We start from the raw sequence: 16,006 nt of genomic DNA, 5'->3' as shown, positions 1-16,006 counted from the left end.
GAAAACCGTTTATGCGACCGTTCGTTGTTCTGGGCGGTCCCTTTTGAAAGGAAAAACTATGTTTACCAAAATTGAAGTTAATGCCATGGGCGATGCCTGCCCGCTGCCCGTCGTCAAGACGCTCAAAGCTCTGAAGCAGCTTGATGGCGAGGGTGCTGTGGTGACCTCGGTCGACAACGAGACCGCCGTCAAGAACATCTCCAAGATGGCGCAGGAGAAAGGTTGCACGGCCTCGGTCGAGAAGGTTTCTGACGCCGAGTGGCACGTGACCGTGGCGACCTCTGGCGCCGTTGCCGTGGCCGATCCAGAGCAGGATGGCGCTGCCTTCTGTGATGCCAGCGCCGGCAAGGGCAAGCTCGTCATTTCCGTCTACACCGACTGCATGGGCCGCGGCGACGACGAGCTGGGCCACAAGCTCATGAAGGCCTTCATCTTTGCCGTGACGCAGCAGGAGGAGCTGCCCGCGACCATGCTGTTCTATAACGGCGGCGCCAAGCTCACCGTTGAGGGCTCGCCGGTGCTCGACGACCTGAAGGGCCTGGCCGAGCAGGGCGTTGAGATCCTTACCTGTGGCACCTGCCTCGATCACTTTGGCATTAAGGACCAGCTTGCGGTGGGCGAGGTCACCAACATGTACGTGATCGTGGAGAAGATGGAGCAGGCCGTGCGCGTCGTGCGCCCGTAGCGTATTGGTTGGAGTTGCCATGAGGGAGAAGCGCCCGGCGCTTGTCATCACGTTTCCCACCACGGCGGCCGTCATGGGCTGCGAGTCCCTGTGCATCGAGCGCGGCCTTCCCGGGCGAACGATTCCCGTGCCCGGGGAGGTCGCTGCCGGCTGTGGTCTGGCGTGGAAGGCGTTGCCTGCCGATGAGGAGCTGCTGCGCGGCGAACTCGCCGCGGCGGGCGTTCCCACCGAGGGCTATACCGTGATTGATATGTGGGAGGTCGTGCGATGATCTACCTGGATAACGCGGCGACGACCATGCACAAGCCGCAGACGGTCATCGATGCCGTGACGCAGGCGATGTGCTCGCTCGGCAATGCCGGGCGCGGCGCCACGTCGGGTGCCCTCGATGCCGCTCGTACGATTCACGGTTGCCGTGCCAAGCTCGCGCGCCTTTTAGGTTGCCCGAGGGCGGACCATGTGTGCTTTACGCCCAACTCTACGGCGGCGCTCAACACCGCCATCTGTGGCGTGGTGCGCCCCGGCGACCGCGTGGTCACGACGGTGCTCGAGCACAACTCCGTGCTGCGTCCGCTCAACCGCCTGGCAGTGGAGCGGGGTGTGACCGTTGAGCATGCGGGCTGTGACGCGAACGGCGTGCTCGACTATGACGAGCTCGAGCGGTTGGTCACGCCCGGTACGCGTGCCGTGGTGGTGACGCACGCTTCCAATGTGACCGGCAACGCGGTCGACGTTTCGCGTGTGGCTGCCATCGCCCATGCGGTCGGCGCGTTGGTGATCGTCGATGCCTCTCAGTCTGCCGGTACGGCGCATATCGATATGCAAGCCATGGGGTTCGACGTCGTGTGCTTTACCGGCCACAAGGGGCTCATGGGACCCCAAGGCACCGGCGGGCTGGCCGTGGCGGAGGGCATTGACGTGGCACCGTGGGCCATGGGCGGCACGGGCGTGCACAGTTTCGATACGCTGCAGCCGCTTGAGTGGCCCACGCGCCTTGAGGCGGGCACGCTCAACGGCCACGGCATCGCGGGCCTTTCTGCCGGCCTCGACTTTATCGAGGCCCAGGGTGGGGTCGAGGCGATTGCTGCCCACGAGCGTGCGCTCGCCGATCGCTTCCTTGCCGGTGTGTGCGAGATTCCGGGGATTAAGCTCTACGGTGCCTTTGACCAGCCGGCGCACTCTGCGATCGTGTCGCTCAACGTGGGTGATATCGACTCTGCCGAGATCTCGGACGCGCTCATGCAAGGGTGGGGGATTGCGACGCGCCCCGGCGCCCATTGCGCTCCGCTCATGCACCGTGCGTTGGGAACCGAGCGCCAGGGCGTGGTTCGGTTCTCGTTTGGGTATTTCAACACGACCGAAGAAGTCGACACGGCTATCGATGCTCTGCGCAATTTAGCCTGCTAAAGCTGCTGGACCGTTTATACTTGCGGGACGGGTATTTTGCCCGTCCCGTTTTTGTTTCGACCCGAAAGGTGTGCCTATGGCTTCATCCGCCCCGCGCGGTCTGCGTTCCGACCATGTCGTTACCGTCGGCATTGCGCTGTTCTCGATGCTCTTTGGCGCCGGTAATCTCATTATTCCGCCGCTGCTGGCGCTGCAGGCAGGTTCTGCCACGCCGGTTGCCATGATCGGCTTTTTGATTGCCGCTATCGGTCTGCCCGTTATGGGATTTATCGCCGTCGCGCTCGCTGGCACGGCCCGAGAGCTGGCCGGGCGTGTGCATCCTAAGTTTGGCGAATTCTTCGTTGCGGCGGTCTACCTGGCCATCGGTCCGTGCCTGGCCATTCCGCGCACAAGCTCTACGGCGTTCGAAATGCTGGTGCCGCTGCTACCCGAGGGCGTTTCGCTCGGCACGGCACGTCTGGTGTTTGCCATCGGGTTCTTCGTCGTCGCGTTTGCGCTCACGCTGCGTCCAGGCGTCATCACGCGTGTGCTCGGCCGCATTACGGGCCCTGCGCTCATTGCGCTCATCGTGCTGGTCGTGGGTGCTGCCGTGATCTCGCCGCTGGGACCGGCTGCCGCGCCGCAGGCCCCTTACGATGCCGGTGCTGCCGTGCAGGGCTTTCTGACTGGCTATCAGACCATGGACCTGCTCGCGTCGCTCGCCTTTGGCATCATCATCGCCGAGACCATCCACGAGCTGGGTGTTACCGATGACAAGCGCGTGGCCTTTGAGATTTCGCGTTCCGGTGTGATCGCCGGCGTGCTCATGGCTATCATCTACTGCGGCTTGGGTCTTGCCGGTATGCAGCTCGGCACCGTGATGCCCGACGCTACCAACGGCGCCGCCATCCTCGCCCGTTCGGCCTCCATGCATTTTGGGCTTGCCGGCACGGTCGTGGTCTTCGCCATCTTCTTCCTTGCCTGCATGAACGTGTGCATCGGCCTCATCAGCTGCTGCTCGCGTTACTTCTGCGAGACGTATGTGGTTAAAGGGGGAGCGGAGGCCTCCGAGGAGGCCATGCGCCGTCCCTTTGCGGTTCTCGCCTTTGTGTTCGCAGCGTTTTCGTGCGTGCTCTCCAACGTGGGTCTCGACGTGATCCTCATGTTCTCGGTGCCTATGCTCAACGCCTTGTATCCCGTTGCCATCGTGCTGGTACTGATGGGCCTGGTGCACGGCTTTTGCGACGCGCATCCGCAGGTGTGGGTCTGGGTTGGCGGTGTGGTTGCCGTGCAGAGTGTGATCACCTCGGTTCGCGACGCGTTCTTTGCTGGCGCGTGGCTGCCGTTCGATGCGTTGCCGCTGGCAGATATCGGTGCCGCGTGGGCGCCGGTTGCCGTGGTGGCATTTGTGATCGGTCTGCTCCATAGTCGTTTTGTTGCACATTCGAGGAGCTAAGGCATCAATGCTTGCACAGGCGGGGAGTCTCCCCTATAATTTCCTTCGCTTTGGGACACGCAAGGTTTAGACCTTAGCTGCTCAACACCTTCGGGACGTGGCGCAGTTTGGTAGCGCGCCTGCTTTGGGAGCAGGATGTCGCAGGTTCAAATCCTGTCGTCCCGACCATATCTTGCGGGCGTAGTTCAATGGTAGAACCCCAGCCTTCCAAGCTGATGACGCGGGTTCGATTCCCGTCGCCCGCTCCATAAGAATTGTTTTAACGGCTTTGGTTTCCTTTGGGGATCAGAGCTGTTTTCGTTTACGCGCCGGGCGACGGGAATCGAACCCGCCAGGGTGCGGAGCTGAGAAAATGCGTGAGCATTTTCCAGCGCAGCACGCAAGGGCCGAAGGCCCGCAGCGAAGCAAATCCTTGGACTTCCCGTCGCCCGCTCCAAGCTATATAATCGCAGGCCAATATGCTAATTTGGCTCGCGTTTATTTTTATACCGTCCGACCTCGCAGGGCAAATGAACCAGGAGCGTTTGTCCCGAATCGTAAGAAAGAAGTGATTTCCATGGCACAGAGTAAGGCAGAATACCCCACCTCCGATTGCCTGGCGCCCGCCGCGATCGAGGCGAAGACCGAGGCCGCAGGCGTTACCAAGGCCAACCTGCCGGTCTCGAAGGCCTTTTTGCTCGCCATGTTCGCCGGCGCGTTCATCGCCTTCGGCGGCCTGTTCTTCACGGTCTTTCTGAGCGATCCCACGCTTTGCTGGGGCGCCCAGCGCTTCGTGGGCGGTCTTGCTTTTTGCCTGGGACTGGTGCTCGTGCTCATTTGCGGCGCGGAACTGTTTACCGGCAACTCGCTTATGGTCTGCGCGCTTAAGAGCAAAAAGATCACGCTCGTCCAGATGCTCAAGGCTTGGGCTATTGTGTGGATCGGCAACTTTGCTGGCGCCCTGTTCGTTGTCTTTTTGATTTACATGGCAGCCATTTACAAACTCAACGGCGAGGCCGTCGCCAACACCATGGTGAGTGTCGCCGCCGGTAAGGTTACGATCGGCGCCGTCACCATCTTCTTCCGCGGCATTCTGTGCAACATCTTTGTGTGCCTGGCCGTATGGATCGGTACCGCCGGCAAGACCGTGGTCGATAAGGTCGTGGGCATTCTGCTGCCCATTGCCGCCTTTGTGGCCTGCGGTTTTGAGCACTGCGTTGCCAACATGTACTTTTTGCCTATGGGCATTTTGATGCACTCCTGCGGCTATGGAGCCGATGTCGCTGGCGCCGATGCCCTCAACGCTGCCGGGTTGGCGCTCAACCTTACGGTCGCCACGCTGGGCAATATCGTGGGTGGCGCCCTGATCGTGGCGCTGGGCTACTGGTTTATCTACGCCAACAGGGAGGCCTAAGGACCCAAGCCATAACCGACCAAAGAGGGACAGGTTTATTTGGCAGGTTTTGGACGAGGCGCTTCGACGTCTTGTCACGAGCTGCCATAATGGACCTGTCTCTTTTGCGTGCGCGCCGGTATTTTTTTGCCCGATGACGATCGCGGGGGACCAGCTTTTTATTGAACATGTCGAAAGGCTTTTCATGAGCGACTGCGAATCCATGTCTGCCGAGGTGCGCGGCCGCCTGCGTTCCATTCCCGCCGTTCACGAGTTGCTTGCCGAGTGGCCGGTCATGAAGGCTGCTGGCGATGCAGGCGACACGATGGTACGCGAGGCGATTGACGCCGAGCTCGATGCCGAGCGCGCGGCGATTCGCTCCGGCGCCCCTGCAAGGAACAAGCGCGAGCTCGCCTTGGCAATTGAGCAGCGGACCCATCGCCTGTCGCTGCCGACCCTGCGCCCTGCCGTCAACGCGACGGGCGTTGTGATTCACACCAATCTGGGCCGCGCTCCGCTCGCTCCCGCGGCGGTGCAGGCGGTGACCGATGTCGCCCGAGGCTACAGCACGCTTGAGTATGACGTCTCAATCTGCGCTCGCGGGGGCCGCAAGGAGCATGCCGCACGCCTGCTGCGCACGCTCACGGGGGCGCAGGACGCCTTGGTTGTCAACAACAATGCCGCCGCGGTGCTGCTGGTGCTTGCCGCGCACGCGGCTGGCAAAGAGGTCATCGTGAGCCGCGGCGAGCTTGTCGAGGTGGGCGGCAGCTTCCGCATCCCCGACATCATGGCGGCTTCGGGTGCCAAGCTTGTCGAGGTTGGCTCTACCAACCGCACACATCTGGACGATTATCGAAGCGCCATTACGCCCAACACGGCGATGATCTTGAAAGTTCATCCTTCTAATTACCGTATCGAGGGCTTCCACGAGGAGGTTTCCGCGGCGGAGCTTTCCGCGCTGGCGCATGAGCACGGGCTGTTGCTGTACGAGGATCAGGGCTCGGGCGCTTTGCTTGCAGACGGGGTGCTCGCCGATGCGGGGGAGAAGCCCGTGTCCGCCTCGCTTTGCGCTGGCGTTGACGTCGTCTCGTGCTCGGGTGACAAGCTGCTCGGCGCCTCGCAGGCAGGCATTATTCTCGGCAGCGCCCAGGCAATCGCCGCCTGTGCCTCGCATCCTCTTATGCGCGCGCTTCGCCCTGGCAAGCTCACGCTTGCGGCGCTCGAGGCCACTTTGCGACTGTATGTGACCGGTCCCGATGCGGCGCATCGGGAGATCCCGGTACTCAACATGCTTTCCGGCGCGCCGGCTCCGCTCGAGCGCCAGGCCAAGCGCCTGCTCGACCGCATGCTGCGCAAGCTTCGCGAGGCTCAGTGCGAGGAGGCCGTGGAGCTGCAGGTTGTCGAGGGCGCCTCTACTCCCGGCGGCGGTTCGCTGCCGACCGTCGAGCTCCCAACTTTTTGCGTTGCCGTTTGCCCCGTCGATGGGCGCCTGTCCGCCGATGGCCTAAAGCGCGCTATGGTACAGGAGCCCGATACGCCGGTCGTGACGCGCGTGCAGCATGGCCAGGTACTTTTTGACGTTCGCACGCTTTTGCACGATACCGACCTTGATCTGTGCGCGTCCGCGTTGGCCGATGCCGTGCGGGCGGGTTTGCATCGATGAGTGCGCGCGAGTTTGTTGAATGTCCCGTTGTCGTTGGAACAGCAGGACACGTCGACCACGGAAAGTCGGCCCTTATCGAGGCGCTGACCGGCAAAAATCCCGACCGTCTGGAGGTCGAGCGACGCCGAGGCATGACTACGGAGCTCGGCTTTGGCGAGCTCGAGCTTCCCAGCGGCAAGCTTGTCGGCCTGGTCGACGTGCCCGGGCATGCGCACTACCTGCGCGCGATGGTACAGGGTGCCACCGGCGTGGACGTTGCGTTGCTGGTGGTTTCTGCCGTCGAGGGCGTGATGCCGCAGACGCGAGAGCACGTGTACGTGTTGGAGCTGTTGGGCGTGAGGCACCTCGTGGTGGCGCTCACGATGCGCGATCTGGCCGATGACGAGACGGCGGAGCTCGCCGAGCTCGACGTGATGGACTTCCTCGGCGATACCGTCTTTGCCGATGCGCCCGTGGTGCCTGTTTCCTCGCGCACGGGCGTGGGCATCGAGGACGTTCGCCTTGCCCTCGATGCCGCCATCGACTCTTTCCTGGCCGATGCCGCATCCCGCCCGGTGCGCCCCGGTCTGGCCCCGCGCCTGCCCATCGACCGCTGCTTCACCATCAAGGGATCCGGGACGGTCGTCACGGGCACGCTTCACGATGCCCCCGTAGCGGTGGGCGACGAGCTCGTCTCATGTCCCGCGGGCGTGCGCTGCCGCGTGCGCGCGATTCAGGTGCATGGTGATACTCCTCGGGCGTTGCCCGGACAGCGCGCGGCGCTCAACATCGTGGGCGACGGTGCGGGCGACCTTCCGCGTGGCGAGGTCCTCTGCGGGTCTGGTGCCGAGGGCTCGACGCTCAGGCTCATCGCCCGCTTCACGTATCTGGGGCGCGAGGGCACCAAGCCCGCGCCCTTCGAGTCCGGTACGCGCGTTCATGTGATGGTGGGCACGGCGGAGGTCCTCGGCCGAATCATGCTCATGGAGGGTGAGGGACACATTGAGGCTGGCGAGACCCGCATCGTGCAGGTCCGTCTGGAGGAGCGCCTTCCCGTGCGATCGGGCGACGGCCTCATTGTGCTCGCGTTCTCGCCGGTGGTGCTTATCGGCGGCGGTCGTGTTCTTCTTTCGCGGTGTCGCCGCTCGCGCGTCCTCTCCGCGGGCGAGTGCGCGCTGCTCGGGGCCCTGGATGCCGACGACCGCGCCGCCGCCGTTGCCGCATGGTTGGGGCTGCAGCGCCTGCCCGTGCCTGCCGCGGCCGCAGTCCGTGCTCTCGATCTTTCGGGTGCCGAGGCGGCTGCGCTCCTGCACGGGGCGGTTTCCTCGGGTGACGCCGTGGCGCTTCGTGCCGAGCGCTCGACCGAGGAGCTCTATGCCGCCCCCGCTGTGCTCGATGCCGCCCTCGCCACGCTCTCCGTCGCGCTGGCCGCCATGCACGGGGCCGCGCCCAAGCAGACGGGTTTCACGCCGGGCGAGGTCGCGCATGCCGCCTGGCCGACAGCGGGCGAAGACATCGCGTCCGCGCTCGTTCTCGAGGGCTGTGCGCGCGGCGTGTGCACCGTCGACGGTGCCGAGGTGTTCGACCCGCACTCTGCCGCTGCGGCGATACGTGTGGTGCGCGAGGCGAGCCAGCGCATCGTGGCCGCCCTCGACGAGGCGGGTCTCGGTGCGGCGACGCTGACCGAGGTGGGTGAGCGTCTGCAGCTCGATCGCGACACCATGACGCGTGCCCTGCGCGAGCTTTCGCTCAACCGCGCGATCGTTAAGATCGAACGCGACGTTGCCTTGTCTGCCGCCGCCGAGGCCCATGCGCGTGAGGTCGTCGCCGCGGCTATCGAGGCCGACGGCGGCGCTGCCACGACGAGCGTGCTGCGCGAGGCCCTAGGCGTGTCACGCAAGCGCGCCATTAGCATCCTGGAACACCTGGATGCGATGCGTTTTACGACGTTCGACAAAGAGGCCGGCGGCCTCAGATCCCTGCGCTAGGGCTCCGAATCGCCGTTCGCCACAAAACCGGCCTATCTACTACGTTTAAGTGACTACCCTCGACCATTTCAAAAACCGCAAAAACAAAACCGCAGGTAGATGACTTGCCGATGTTACGAAAAAGTGGGTATGGCTAACCCTTGCTGGTTAAACGTAGTAGATGGGCCGTTTTCGTGGCGCGACACTGCGCGTTTGGTAAAATACCGCCACGTTTGGGAACGGATGGGCTCCGGTGGGCCCCGCGGTCCTCAAAACCGTTGTGAGGCGTGCAAAACGTCTTGGATGTGTTCGATTCACATACGTTCCCGCCAACGCATCCTGCCAACCACCACAAAGGTGCCTGTCCTCTTTGTGGTGGTATGGACCATGTGGACGAAACAGCTTCGAAACACGCGATTTGTACGTCGGGTGCTCAAAAACGCTTCTACCTGCATCGTAATCAAAACGAAACATCTGCTCGTCGGCTTATGCGAAATTTTCCCGCAACAGTGCGATATTATCCATAAACGATAAAGTTCGCGGCGCATGGGGTGCCGCGATCAACATTTTTCGTTTCCCATCATTGGAGGAAGCATGAGCTACACGCAGAAAGTTCTCGACGAGCTCAAGGCCCGCTATCCCGAGCAGCCTGAGTTCATCCAGGCCGCGACCGAGATCCTCGGCACCATCCAGCCGGCGCTCGACGCCCATCCCGAGTACGAGGAGGCCGCCCTGCTTGAGCGCCTCGTCGAGCCCGAGCGCATCGTTATGTTCCGTGTCCCCTGGGTCGATGACCAGGGCAAGGTTCAGGTCAACCGCGGCTATCGTGTCGAGTTCAACTCTGCCATTGGACCCTACAAGGGCGGCCTGCGCTTTAACCCGACGGTCACCCTGGGCATGCTCAAGTTCCTGGGCCTGGAGCAGATCCTCAAGAACAGCCTGACCACCCTTCCCATGGGCGGCGGCAAGGGCGGCTCCGACTTTGACCCCAAGGGCAAGTCCAACAACGAGATCATGCACTTCTGCCAGTCCTTCATGACCGAACTCTATCGCCACATTGGCCCCAACACCGACGTTCCCGCCGGCGACCTGGGCGTTGGTGGCCGCGAGGTTGCCTACCTGTTCGGTCAGTACAAGCGCCTGACCAACGAGTGGACCGGCGTCCTCACCGGCAAGGGCCTCTCCTTTGGAGGCTCGCTCGCCCGTACCGAGGCCACCGGCTACGGCCTGGTCTACTTTGTGGACGAGTACCTCAAGAGCCGCGGCGACTCCTTCGAGGGCAAGAACGTCGTCGTTCACGGTTCCGGCAACGTTGCTATCTATGCCGTCCAGAAGGTCTCCCAGCTCGGCGGCAAGGTGCTTGCCTGCTCCGATACCCACGGCTGGGTCGAGGATCCCGACGGCATCGACTACTCCGTGCTCGAGCACGTCTACAACCAGAAGCGCTCCGGCCACGACAAGGGCGTCACGCTCGCCATGTACGTTGACGAGAAGCCCAACGCCGTGTGGCACGAGGGCGACGGCCGCGGCGTGTGGGAGCTGCCCTGCGACATCGCGCTGCCCTGCGCTCGCGAGAACACGCTGCTGCTCGAGGACGCCCAGGCGCTCGTCGCCAACGGCTGCAAGGTGGTCGGCGAGGGCGCAAACATGCCCACGACCATCGAGGCCACGACTTACTTCCAGGAGAACGGCGTCGCCTTTATGCCTGGTAAGGCTGCCAACGCCGGTGGCGTGCTCGTGTCCGGCCTGGAAATGAGCCAGAACGCCGAGCACCTGTCCTGGACCTTCGAGGAGGTCGACGGCAAGCTCGAGCAGCTCATGCGCGGCATGTTCCACAACGTGGACGACACCGCCAAGGAGTACGGCGAGGAGGGCAACTTCGTCATGGGCGCCAACATCGCCGGCTTCCTGAAGGTCGCCGACGCCATGCTCGCCCAGGGCGTCTGCTAAATCCAGCTCGACATAGCAACTGATGAGGCTCCCAGCATTTGTGCCGGGAGCCTTTTTCTATGGTGGTGAGGGCCGTGCGCCCTCGTTTGGTACACTAGAGGACACTGGACAAGTGAAGAGATGGGGGAGAACGTGCTCAAGTTCGGTACCTACGTCCGTGTTGGAAACGCGGCCGAAGCCTATGAGCTCTTGCAGAAAAACCGCAACAACAAGATTGTGGGCGGCGGCATCTGGATGCGCCTTGGTTCCCGTCGCGTGGCGACGGCGATTGACCTTTCGGCCTGCGGACTCGATCAGATCGAGGAGACCGAGACCGAGTTTCGCATCGGTGCCATGTGCACCCTGCGCCAGTTCGAGCGCCATGCCGAGCTCAACGCGCTCGTCAACAACGTATTTGAGTTTGCCGTTCACGACATCGTGGGCGTGCAGCTTCGCAATACCGCCACGGTGGGCGGCAGCATCTATGGCCGCTTTGGCTTCTCGGACGTTCTCTCGGCGTTCCTGGCGCTCGATTCGTATGTTGAGCTGACGGGCGCCGGCCGCGTGCCGCTCGCCGAGTTCGTCGACATGGGTTACGTGCGCGACGTGATCGAGCACGTCGTGGTCGTTAAACACGATTACCGTGCGAGCTACGAGGCCGTGCGCAAGGCCGCGACCGACTTCCCCTCGTTGAACGTCACCGCCGCCTGGTGGAACAACACTTGGCACGTCACCGTGGGCGCCCGCCCGCTGCGCGCGACCCTGCTGCAGGGCGTGGCGTGCGGCCTTACCAACGAGCAGCCTTCCGAGGACGAGCTTCGCGCCCTTGCTGCATCCGTGCGTGCCCTGAGCTACGGAACCAACCTGTGGGGCTCGGCCGACTACCGCCGTCGCATCTCTGCCCCGCTCGCCGTCCAGGCCGTGCGCCGCGCCGCCGGCATCGAGCTTTCGGCCGCGCTTGCCCGCGAGCTCGAGACCGTGCAGGTCCCTAAGTTTGCCACGGACGAGTATTCCTGCCGCCGCGTGCCCGGCGTCGATTCTAGCGAGGTGCGCTAATGGCTGCCAAATTTATCGATCTTTCCTTTACGCTCAACGGCCGCAAGGTCAAGGTTCAGATTGCCCCCGATACCATGCTCTTTTCGCTTTTGCGTGAGCAGGGTTGCGCGTCGGTGCGCTGCGCCTGCGAGACCACCAACTGCGGCCTGTGCACGGTGTGGCTCGACGGCTACCCGGTGCTGAGCTGCTCGGTTCCCGCCGCGCGCGTCGAGGGCCATACCATCACCACGCTCGAGGGTCTCAAGGCTGAGTCCGAGGCGCTTGCCCGCGCGATGGCTGCCGAAGGCGCCGAGCAGTGCGGTTTTTGCGCCCCCGGCCTCATCATGAACGTGCTGGCGCTTGCACGCGCCGCCAAGGAGGACCCGAGCCTCGTCGCCACGCGCGAGGAGCTGTCGCGCCAGCTCGCCGGCAACCTCTGCCGTTGCAGCGGCTACGAGAGCCAGCTGCGCGCCATCGTGCGCTTCCTCAACGAGTCCGGCGTGCAGGTGGGCTTTGAGATGCCCGAGCTGCCGGTCAACGACACCAGCTGCGACGGTGTCTCGTACAAGCAGATCACCCATAAGCAGCCCAAGAAGGACTCGAAGGCGCTGCTCGAGGGCCGTCCCGTCTACACGGGCGATATGGTGCCCGCCGGCGCCCTGATCGTCAAACTCAAGCGCAGCCCCTATGCCCGCGCCAAGATCCGCTCCATCGATACGTCGCGCGCCCTGAAGGTGCCCGGCGTTGTGGGCGTCTACACTTACGAGGACGTGCCCAAGCGCCGCTTTACTATCGCCGGTCAGAGCTATCCGCAGCCGAGTCCCTACGACCGCCTGATTCTCGAGAACCTTGTGCGCTACCAAAACGAGGAGGTGGCGATCGTCGCTGCCGAGACCGAGGAGGCTGCCGACAAGGCGCTCAAGCTCATCAAGGTCGACTATGAGGTGCTCGAGCCCCTGCTCGACTTTACCCAGGCACTCGATAACGATATCGTGGTCCACCCCGAGGGCGACGTGACCTTTATGTTCCCGCAGGGCGGCAATGTCCCGCGCAACCTGGTGTGCAGCGGTACCAGCGATTTTGGCGACCTGGACGAGGCCTTCGCCCAGAGCGACATCGTCTTTGAGCGCACCTACACCAGCCAGGCCACGCAGACCGCGCCCATGGAGACCTTCCGCGCCTTCGCGACGACCGACGCGTTTGGGCGCATCTCCGTGACCACCTCGACGCAGGTGCCCTTCCACGTGCGCCGCATGGTCGCGCAGTCGCTCGACATTCCGCAGTCGCAGGTGCAGGTCATTAAGCCGCGCATCGGCGGCGGCTTTGGCTCCAAGCAGACGGGCTGCTGCGAGATCTTCGTGGCGTTCGTCACCCAGCAGACTGGCCGTCCGAGCTACTGCTGCTACACCCGCGAGGAGACCATCACCGCGGGCAACTCGCGCCACCAGATGCAGATGACCGTCAAGTTGGGCGCCATGAACGACGGCACCATCACGGCCATCGACCTGCACACGCTGTCCAACGCCGGAGCGTACGGCGAGCACGCCACCACGACGATCGGCCTTTCGGGCCACAAGAGCCTGCCGATTTACAACCATGTGAAGGCGAGCCGCTTTAGCTGGGACGCTGTCTACACCAATACCAACCGCGGCGGCGCGTATCGCGGCTACGGTGCCACCCAGGGCCAGTTTGCCGTGGAGAGCGCCGTTAACGAGCTCGCCGACATGCTGCACATGGACCCCGCCGACCTGCGCCTTAAGAACATCGTGCGCGAGGGCGAGATCATGCCGCAGTACTACAACGAAAAGCTCAACGCCTGCGCACTCGACCGCTGCCTGCTGCGCGCGATGGACATGATCGGTTGGCGCGACAAGCCGCTGGCCGTCGACCTGGGCGACCGCGTGCGTGCTCTGGGCTGTGCGCTCACCATGCAGGGCTCGGGCATTTCCAATGTCGACATCGCCGGCATCGATATGCGCCTGGAAGAGGACGGCTTCATTACCATCGGCACCGGCGCCACCGATAACGGCATGGGCGTCGACACGATCCTGGCGCAGATTGCCGCCGAGGAGCTGGGCGTGGAGAGCTCGCTGATCGTGGTGCGCGGCGTGGACACCGACGTCTCGCCGTTCGACGCCGGCTCGTACGCGAGCTCGGGCACGTACGTGACGGGTCTGGCGGCCAAGAACGCTGCGACCGAGCTGCGCGAGAAGATCTGCGCCAAGGCCGCCCAGATGTGGGACGTGGACGCCGCCGACGTGGTCTTCGACGGCCAGTACGTGCGCCTGTCCGACGAGCGTGCCGCTCGTGAGCAGAACCGCTACCTCACACTGCGCGACTTTGCCAACCTGTGCGTCAAGAACATCGCTGGCGGCGACGCACTGACCTCGCATGCTTCTGCCTGCCTGCCCGTTTCTCCTCCGCCGTTTATGGCCGGCATTGCCGAGGTCGAGGTCGACAAGGCCACCGGCAAGGTGACTGTGGTGGACTACGCGGCGGCCGTCGACTGCGGCACCGTGATCAACGAGGCACTCGCGCGCGTCCAGGCCGAGGGCGGCATTGCCCAGGGTATCGGCCACGCGCTCTACGAGATCGTCGAGCACGACGACCGCGGCCGCCTGCGCACCGGCAACTTTATGAGCTACAAGCTGCCCACGCGCCTGGATATCGGCAGCATTCGCGTGGCCTTTGAGCCGAGCTACGAGCCGACGGGTCCTTTTGGTGCCAAGTCGATCGGCGAGGTCGTCATCAACACGCCGCTCGCCGCTGTTGCATCGGCCGTGGCACACGCCACCGGCCACCAGGTGCGCTCGCTGCCGATCACGCCCGAGAAGGCCCTGCTGGGGGAGTAGCGGGTCAGCGAACAAGTCGTAATGGGCGGGGCGGGGCAACTCGCCCCGCCTTTCGCACTCGTGGTGAGGTCGTGAGCCTGTAAAACGTGTGCGTGCGCTTGTCGTTCGTATCTGCTATCATTCCTAGTCTGTGCGCTCATGCGGGCGTGGCGGAATTGGTAGACGCGCCAGATTTAGGTTCTGGTGGGATTCCCGTGAAGGTTCGAGTCCTTTCGCCCGCACCAACGCATCTGCGTCGGCTTCGGCCGTCGCGACACTTTGTTGCATAAAGGTACCAGCACCTCAGATAAGCTGGGCAGTATGAGGAGGAACGTGTTGAACATCACCGCTTCTGACGTCAAGGACGCCAAGCTCACCGCTACGGTCACCATCCCGGCCGCCGACGTCGACGCCGCGATCAAGAAGGCCTATAAGGACACCGCCAAGAAGTACCGCTTCCCGGGCTTCCGTGCCGGTAAGGCTCCCCGTCCGGTCATCGACTCTGCTCTTGGCGCCGAGGCTACCCTCGCTCAGGCCACCAACGACCTGATCGCCGCCAACGAGCCCGCCGTCCTCAACGAGCTGGACATCGTCCCCACCAAGAGCGGTGACTACAAGGAGCTCGACCTCGCCAAGGATCACGAGGACTACACCTACACCGTCGAGTTCTCCCTGCGTCCCGCCGCTGAGCTCTCCTCCTTCGACGCTGTCGAGATCGAGATGCCCCCTGCGGAGGTCACCGAGTCCGAGATCAACAACCAGGTCGAGATGCTCCTCAACTACCGTGCCACCTTCGAGGACGTCGTGGGTCGCGCCGTCGAGGCCGAGGACTATGTCACCGTCGACCTCAAGGCCGTCGAGAACGCCGACAACTTCGCCGCCGAGGGCCGTATGCTCATCGCCGGTAGCGACAGCAACCCCGCCGAGTTCAACGAGGCTCTGATCGGCGCCAACGTTGACGACGTCAAGTCCGTCACCTGGACCGACGAAGCCGAGGAGGGCGAGGAGGCCGAGACCCACACCGTCGAGGTCACCGTCAAGGGCATCAAGGTCCGCAACACCCCCGAGCTCACCGACGAGCTCGTCAAGTCCGACTTTGGCTTCGACAGCATCGACGCTATGCGCGACGCCATCAAGATCGAGATCGAGCAGGACAAGGCTTCCCGCCTCCCGGCCGAGAAGGAGAACCGTTGCGTCTCCGCTCTCGCCGAGCGCCTGCAGCTCGACGAGATGGATGCCGACTACGAGCAGTCCGTCTTTGAGGAGCTTGGCCAGAACTTCCTGTCCAACCTCGCTGCCCGCGGCATGACCCTGGACACCTGGCTGCCCGCTTCCGGCCTGACCATGGAGCAGTTCATCGGCGACCTGCACAAGCAGGCCAACGACGTTGCCCGTGAGTCCCTGGCGCTCGACGCTCTCGCCCGCGAGCTCAAGATTGAGGTCACCGAGGACGACATCAACGCCGAGTTCGAGAAGGCCGGCGTCAAGGACGTCGAGGCTTCCAAGGCTGAGTTCATCGCCGATGGCCGCATGCCTGCCGTCCGCGAGTCCATCCGTCGCTCCAAGGCCGTCGACCACCTGGTCGAGAACGCCAAGGTGACCGAGGTCGACGAGACCGCCAAGGACGCCGAGTAATTCTCGCCACCTTGCCCACGAGCGCATGCATGCGCCCGTGATGGGGTAAAGTTATAAGCCGATTATCC

11 protein-coding genes and 4 tRNA genes are annotated in these 16,006 nt (G+C 63.6%); all 15 read left to right on the top strand.

Annotated elements, in window-relative coordinates:
* Positions 1–58: 58 nt before the first annotated feature.
* The 15 genes from yedF (at position 59) to tig (ending at position 15,938) form a co-directional block, all read left to right on the top strand.
* Positions 59–685 (top strand): sulfurtransferase-like selenium metabolism protein YedF, encoded by a 627-nt coding sequence (gene yedF / locus DWW73_RS08530; protein WP_117779330.1) that lies wholly within the window; start codon positions 59–61, stop codon positions 683–685.
* A 19-nt stretch (positions 686–704) separates the two neighbouring features.
* Entirely contained in the window at positions 705–956 is a 252-nt protein-coding gene (locus DWW73_RS08525; RefSeq protein ID WP_117779329.1) for a DUF3343 domain-containing protein, read from the top strand.
* Positions 953–2,092 (top strand): aminotransferase class V-fold PLP-dependent enzyme, encoded by a 1,140-nt coding sequence (locus DWW73_RS08520; protein ID WP_117779328.1) that lies wholly within the window; start codon positions 953–955, stop codon positions 2,090–2,092. The genes DWW73_RS08525 and DWW73_RS08520 overlap by 4 nt, the downstream gene beginning before the upstream one ends.
* 76 nt (positions 2,093–2,168) lie before the next feature.
* Positions 2,169–3,527, top strand: a complete 1,359-nt coding sequence (gene brnQ, locus DWW73_RS08515; RefSeq protein ID WP_117779327.1) for a branched-chain amino acid transport system II carrier protein — start codon at positions 2,169–2,171, stop codon at positions 3,525–3,527.
* A 91-nt stretch (positions 3,528–3,618) separates the two neighbouring features.
* A tRNA-Pro gene (locus tag DWW73_RS08510) sits at positions 3,619–3,695 on the top strand.
* A 6-nt stretch (positions 3,696–3,701) separates the two neighbouring features.
* Positions 3,702–3,775: transfer RNA gene (locus DWW73_RS08505), tRNA-Gly, on the top strand.
* A 308-nt stretch (positions 3,776–4,083) separates the two neighbouring features.
* Positions 4,084–4,920: a formate/nitrite transporter family protein gene (locus DWW73_RS08500; protein WP_117779326.1), complete on the top strand. Its 837-nt coding sequence runs from the start codon at positions 4,084–4,086 to the stop codon at positions 4,918–4,920.
* Positions 4,921–5,104: 184 nt separating this feature from the next.
* The gene (gene selA, locus DWW73_RS08495) at positions 5,105–6,562 is read left to right on the top strand and encodes an L-seryl-tRNA(Sec) selenium transferase (protein WP_158563807.1); all 1,458 of its coding nucleotides are present in this window, start codon (positions 5,105–5,107) and stop codon (positions 6,560–6,562) included.
* Positions 6,559–8,529 carry a selenocysteine-specific translation elongation factor gene (gene selB, locus DWW73_RS08490; RefSeq protein ID WP_117779324.1) on the top strand — a complete coding sequence of 657 codons (1,971 nt, stop codon included), beginning with the start codon at positions 6,559–6,561 and terminating at the stop codon, positions 8,527–8,529. Before selA ends, selB begins: the two co-directional genes overlap by 4 nt.
* Positions 8,530–8,743: 214 nt before the next feature.
* Positions 8,744–8,840, top strand: a tRNA-Sec gene (locus tag DWW73_RS10155).
* A 262-nt stretch (positions 8,841–9,102) separates the two neighbouring features.
* Positions 9,103–10,458, top strand: a complete 1,356-nt coding sequence (gene gdhA / locus DWW73_RS08485) for an NADP-specific glutamate dehydrogenase (RefSeq protein ID WP_117779323.1) — start codon at positions 9,103–9,105, stop codon at positions 10,456–10,458.
* A 132-nt stretch (positions 10,459–10,590) separates the two neighbouring features.
* Positions 10,591–11,493, top strand: coding sequence for a xanthine dehydrogenase family protein subunit M (locus DWW73_RS08480; protein WP_199413500.1), 903 nt, complete (start codon positions 10,591–10,593; stop codon positions 11,491–11,493).
* On the top strand, positions 11,493–14,324 hold the full coding sequence (locus tag DWW73_RS08475) for a molybdopterin cofactor-binding domain-containing protein (RefSeq protein WP_117779321.1): 2,832 nt from the start codon (positions 11,493–11,495) through the stop codon (positions 14,322–14,324). The genes DWW73_RS08480 and DWW73_RS08475 overlap by 1 nt, the downstream gene beginning before the upstream one ends.
* A gap of 140 nt (positions 14,325–14,464) precedes the next feature.
* A tRNA-Leu gene (locus DWW73_RS08470) sits at positions 14,465–14,548 on the top strand.
* Positions 14,549–14,636: 88 nt separating this feature from the next.
* Complete coding sequence (gene tig / locus DWW73_RS08465) at positions 14,637–15,938, top strand: trigger factor (RefSeq protein WP_233509174.1); 1,302 nt, start codon at positions 14,637–14,639, stop codon at positions 15,936–15,938.
* Positions 15,939–16,006: the final 68 nt, after the last annotated feature.

Origin of the sequence: Collinsella sp. AF16-8 (assembly GCF_003462695.1) — a bacterium.
Taxonomy (GTDB): domain Bacteria; phylum Actinomycetota; class Coriobacteriia; order Coriobacteriales; family Coriobacteriaceae; genus Collinsella.
The sequence above is the reverse complement of the archived record's forward strand: the minus strand, read 5'-3'. Positions and strand labels throughout refer to the sequence as shown.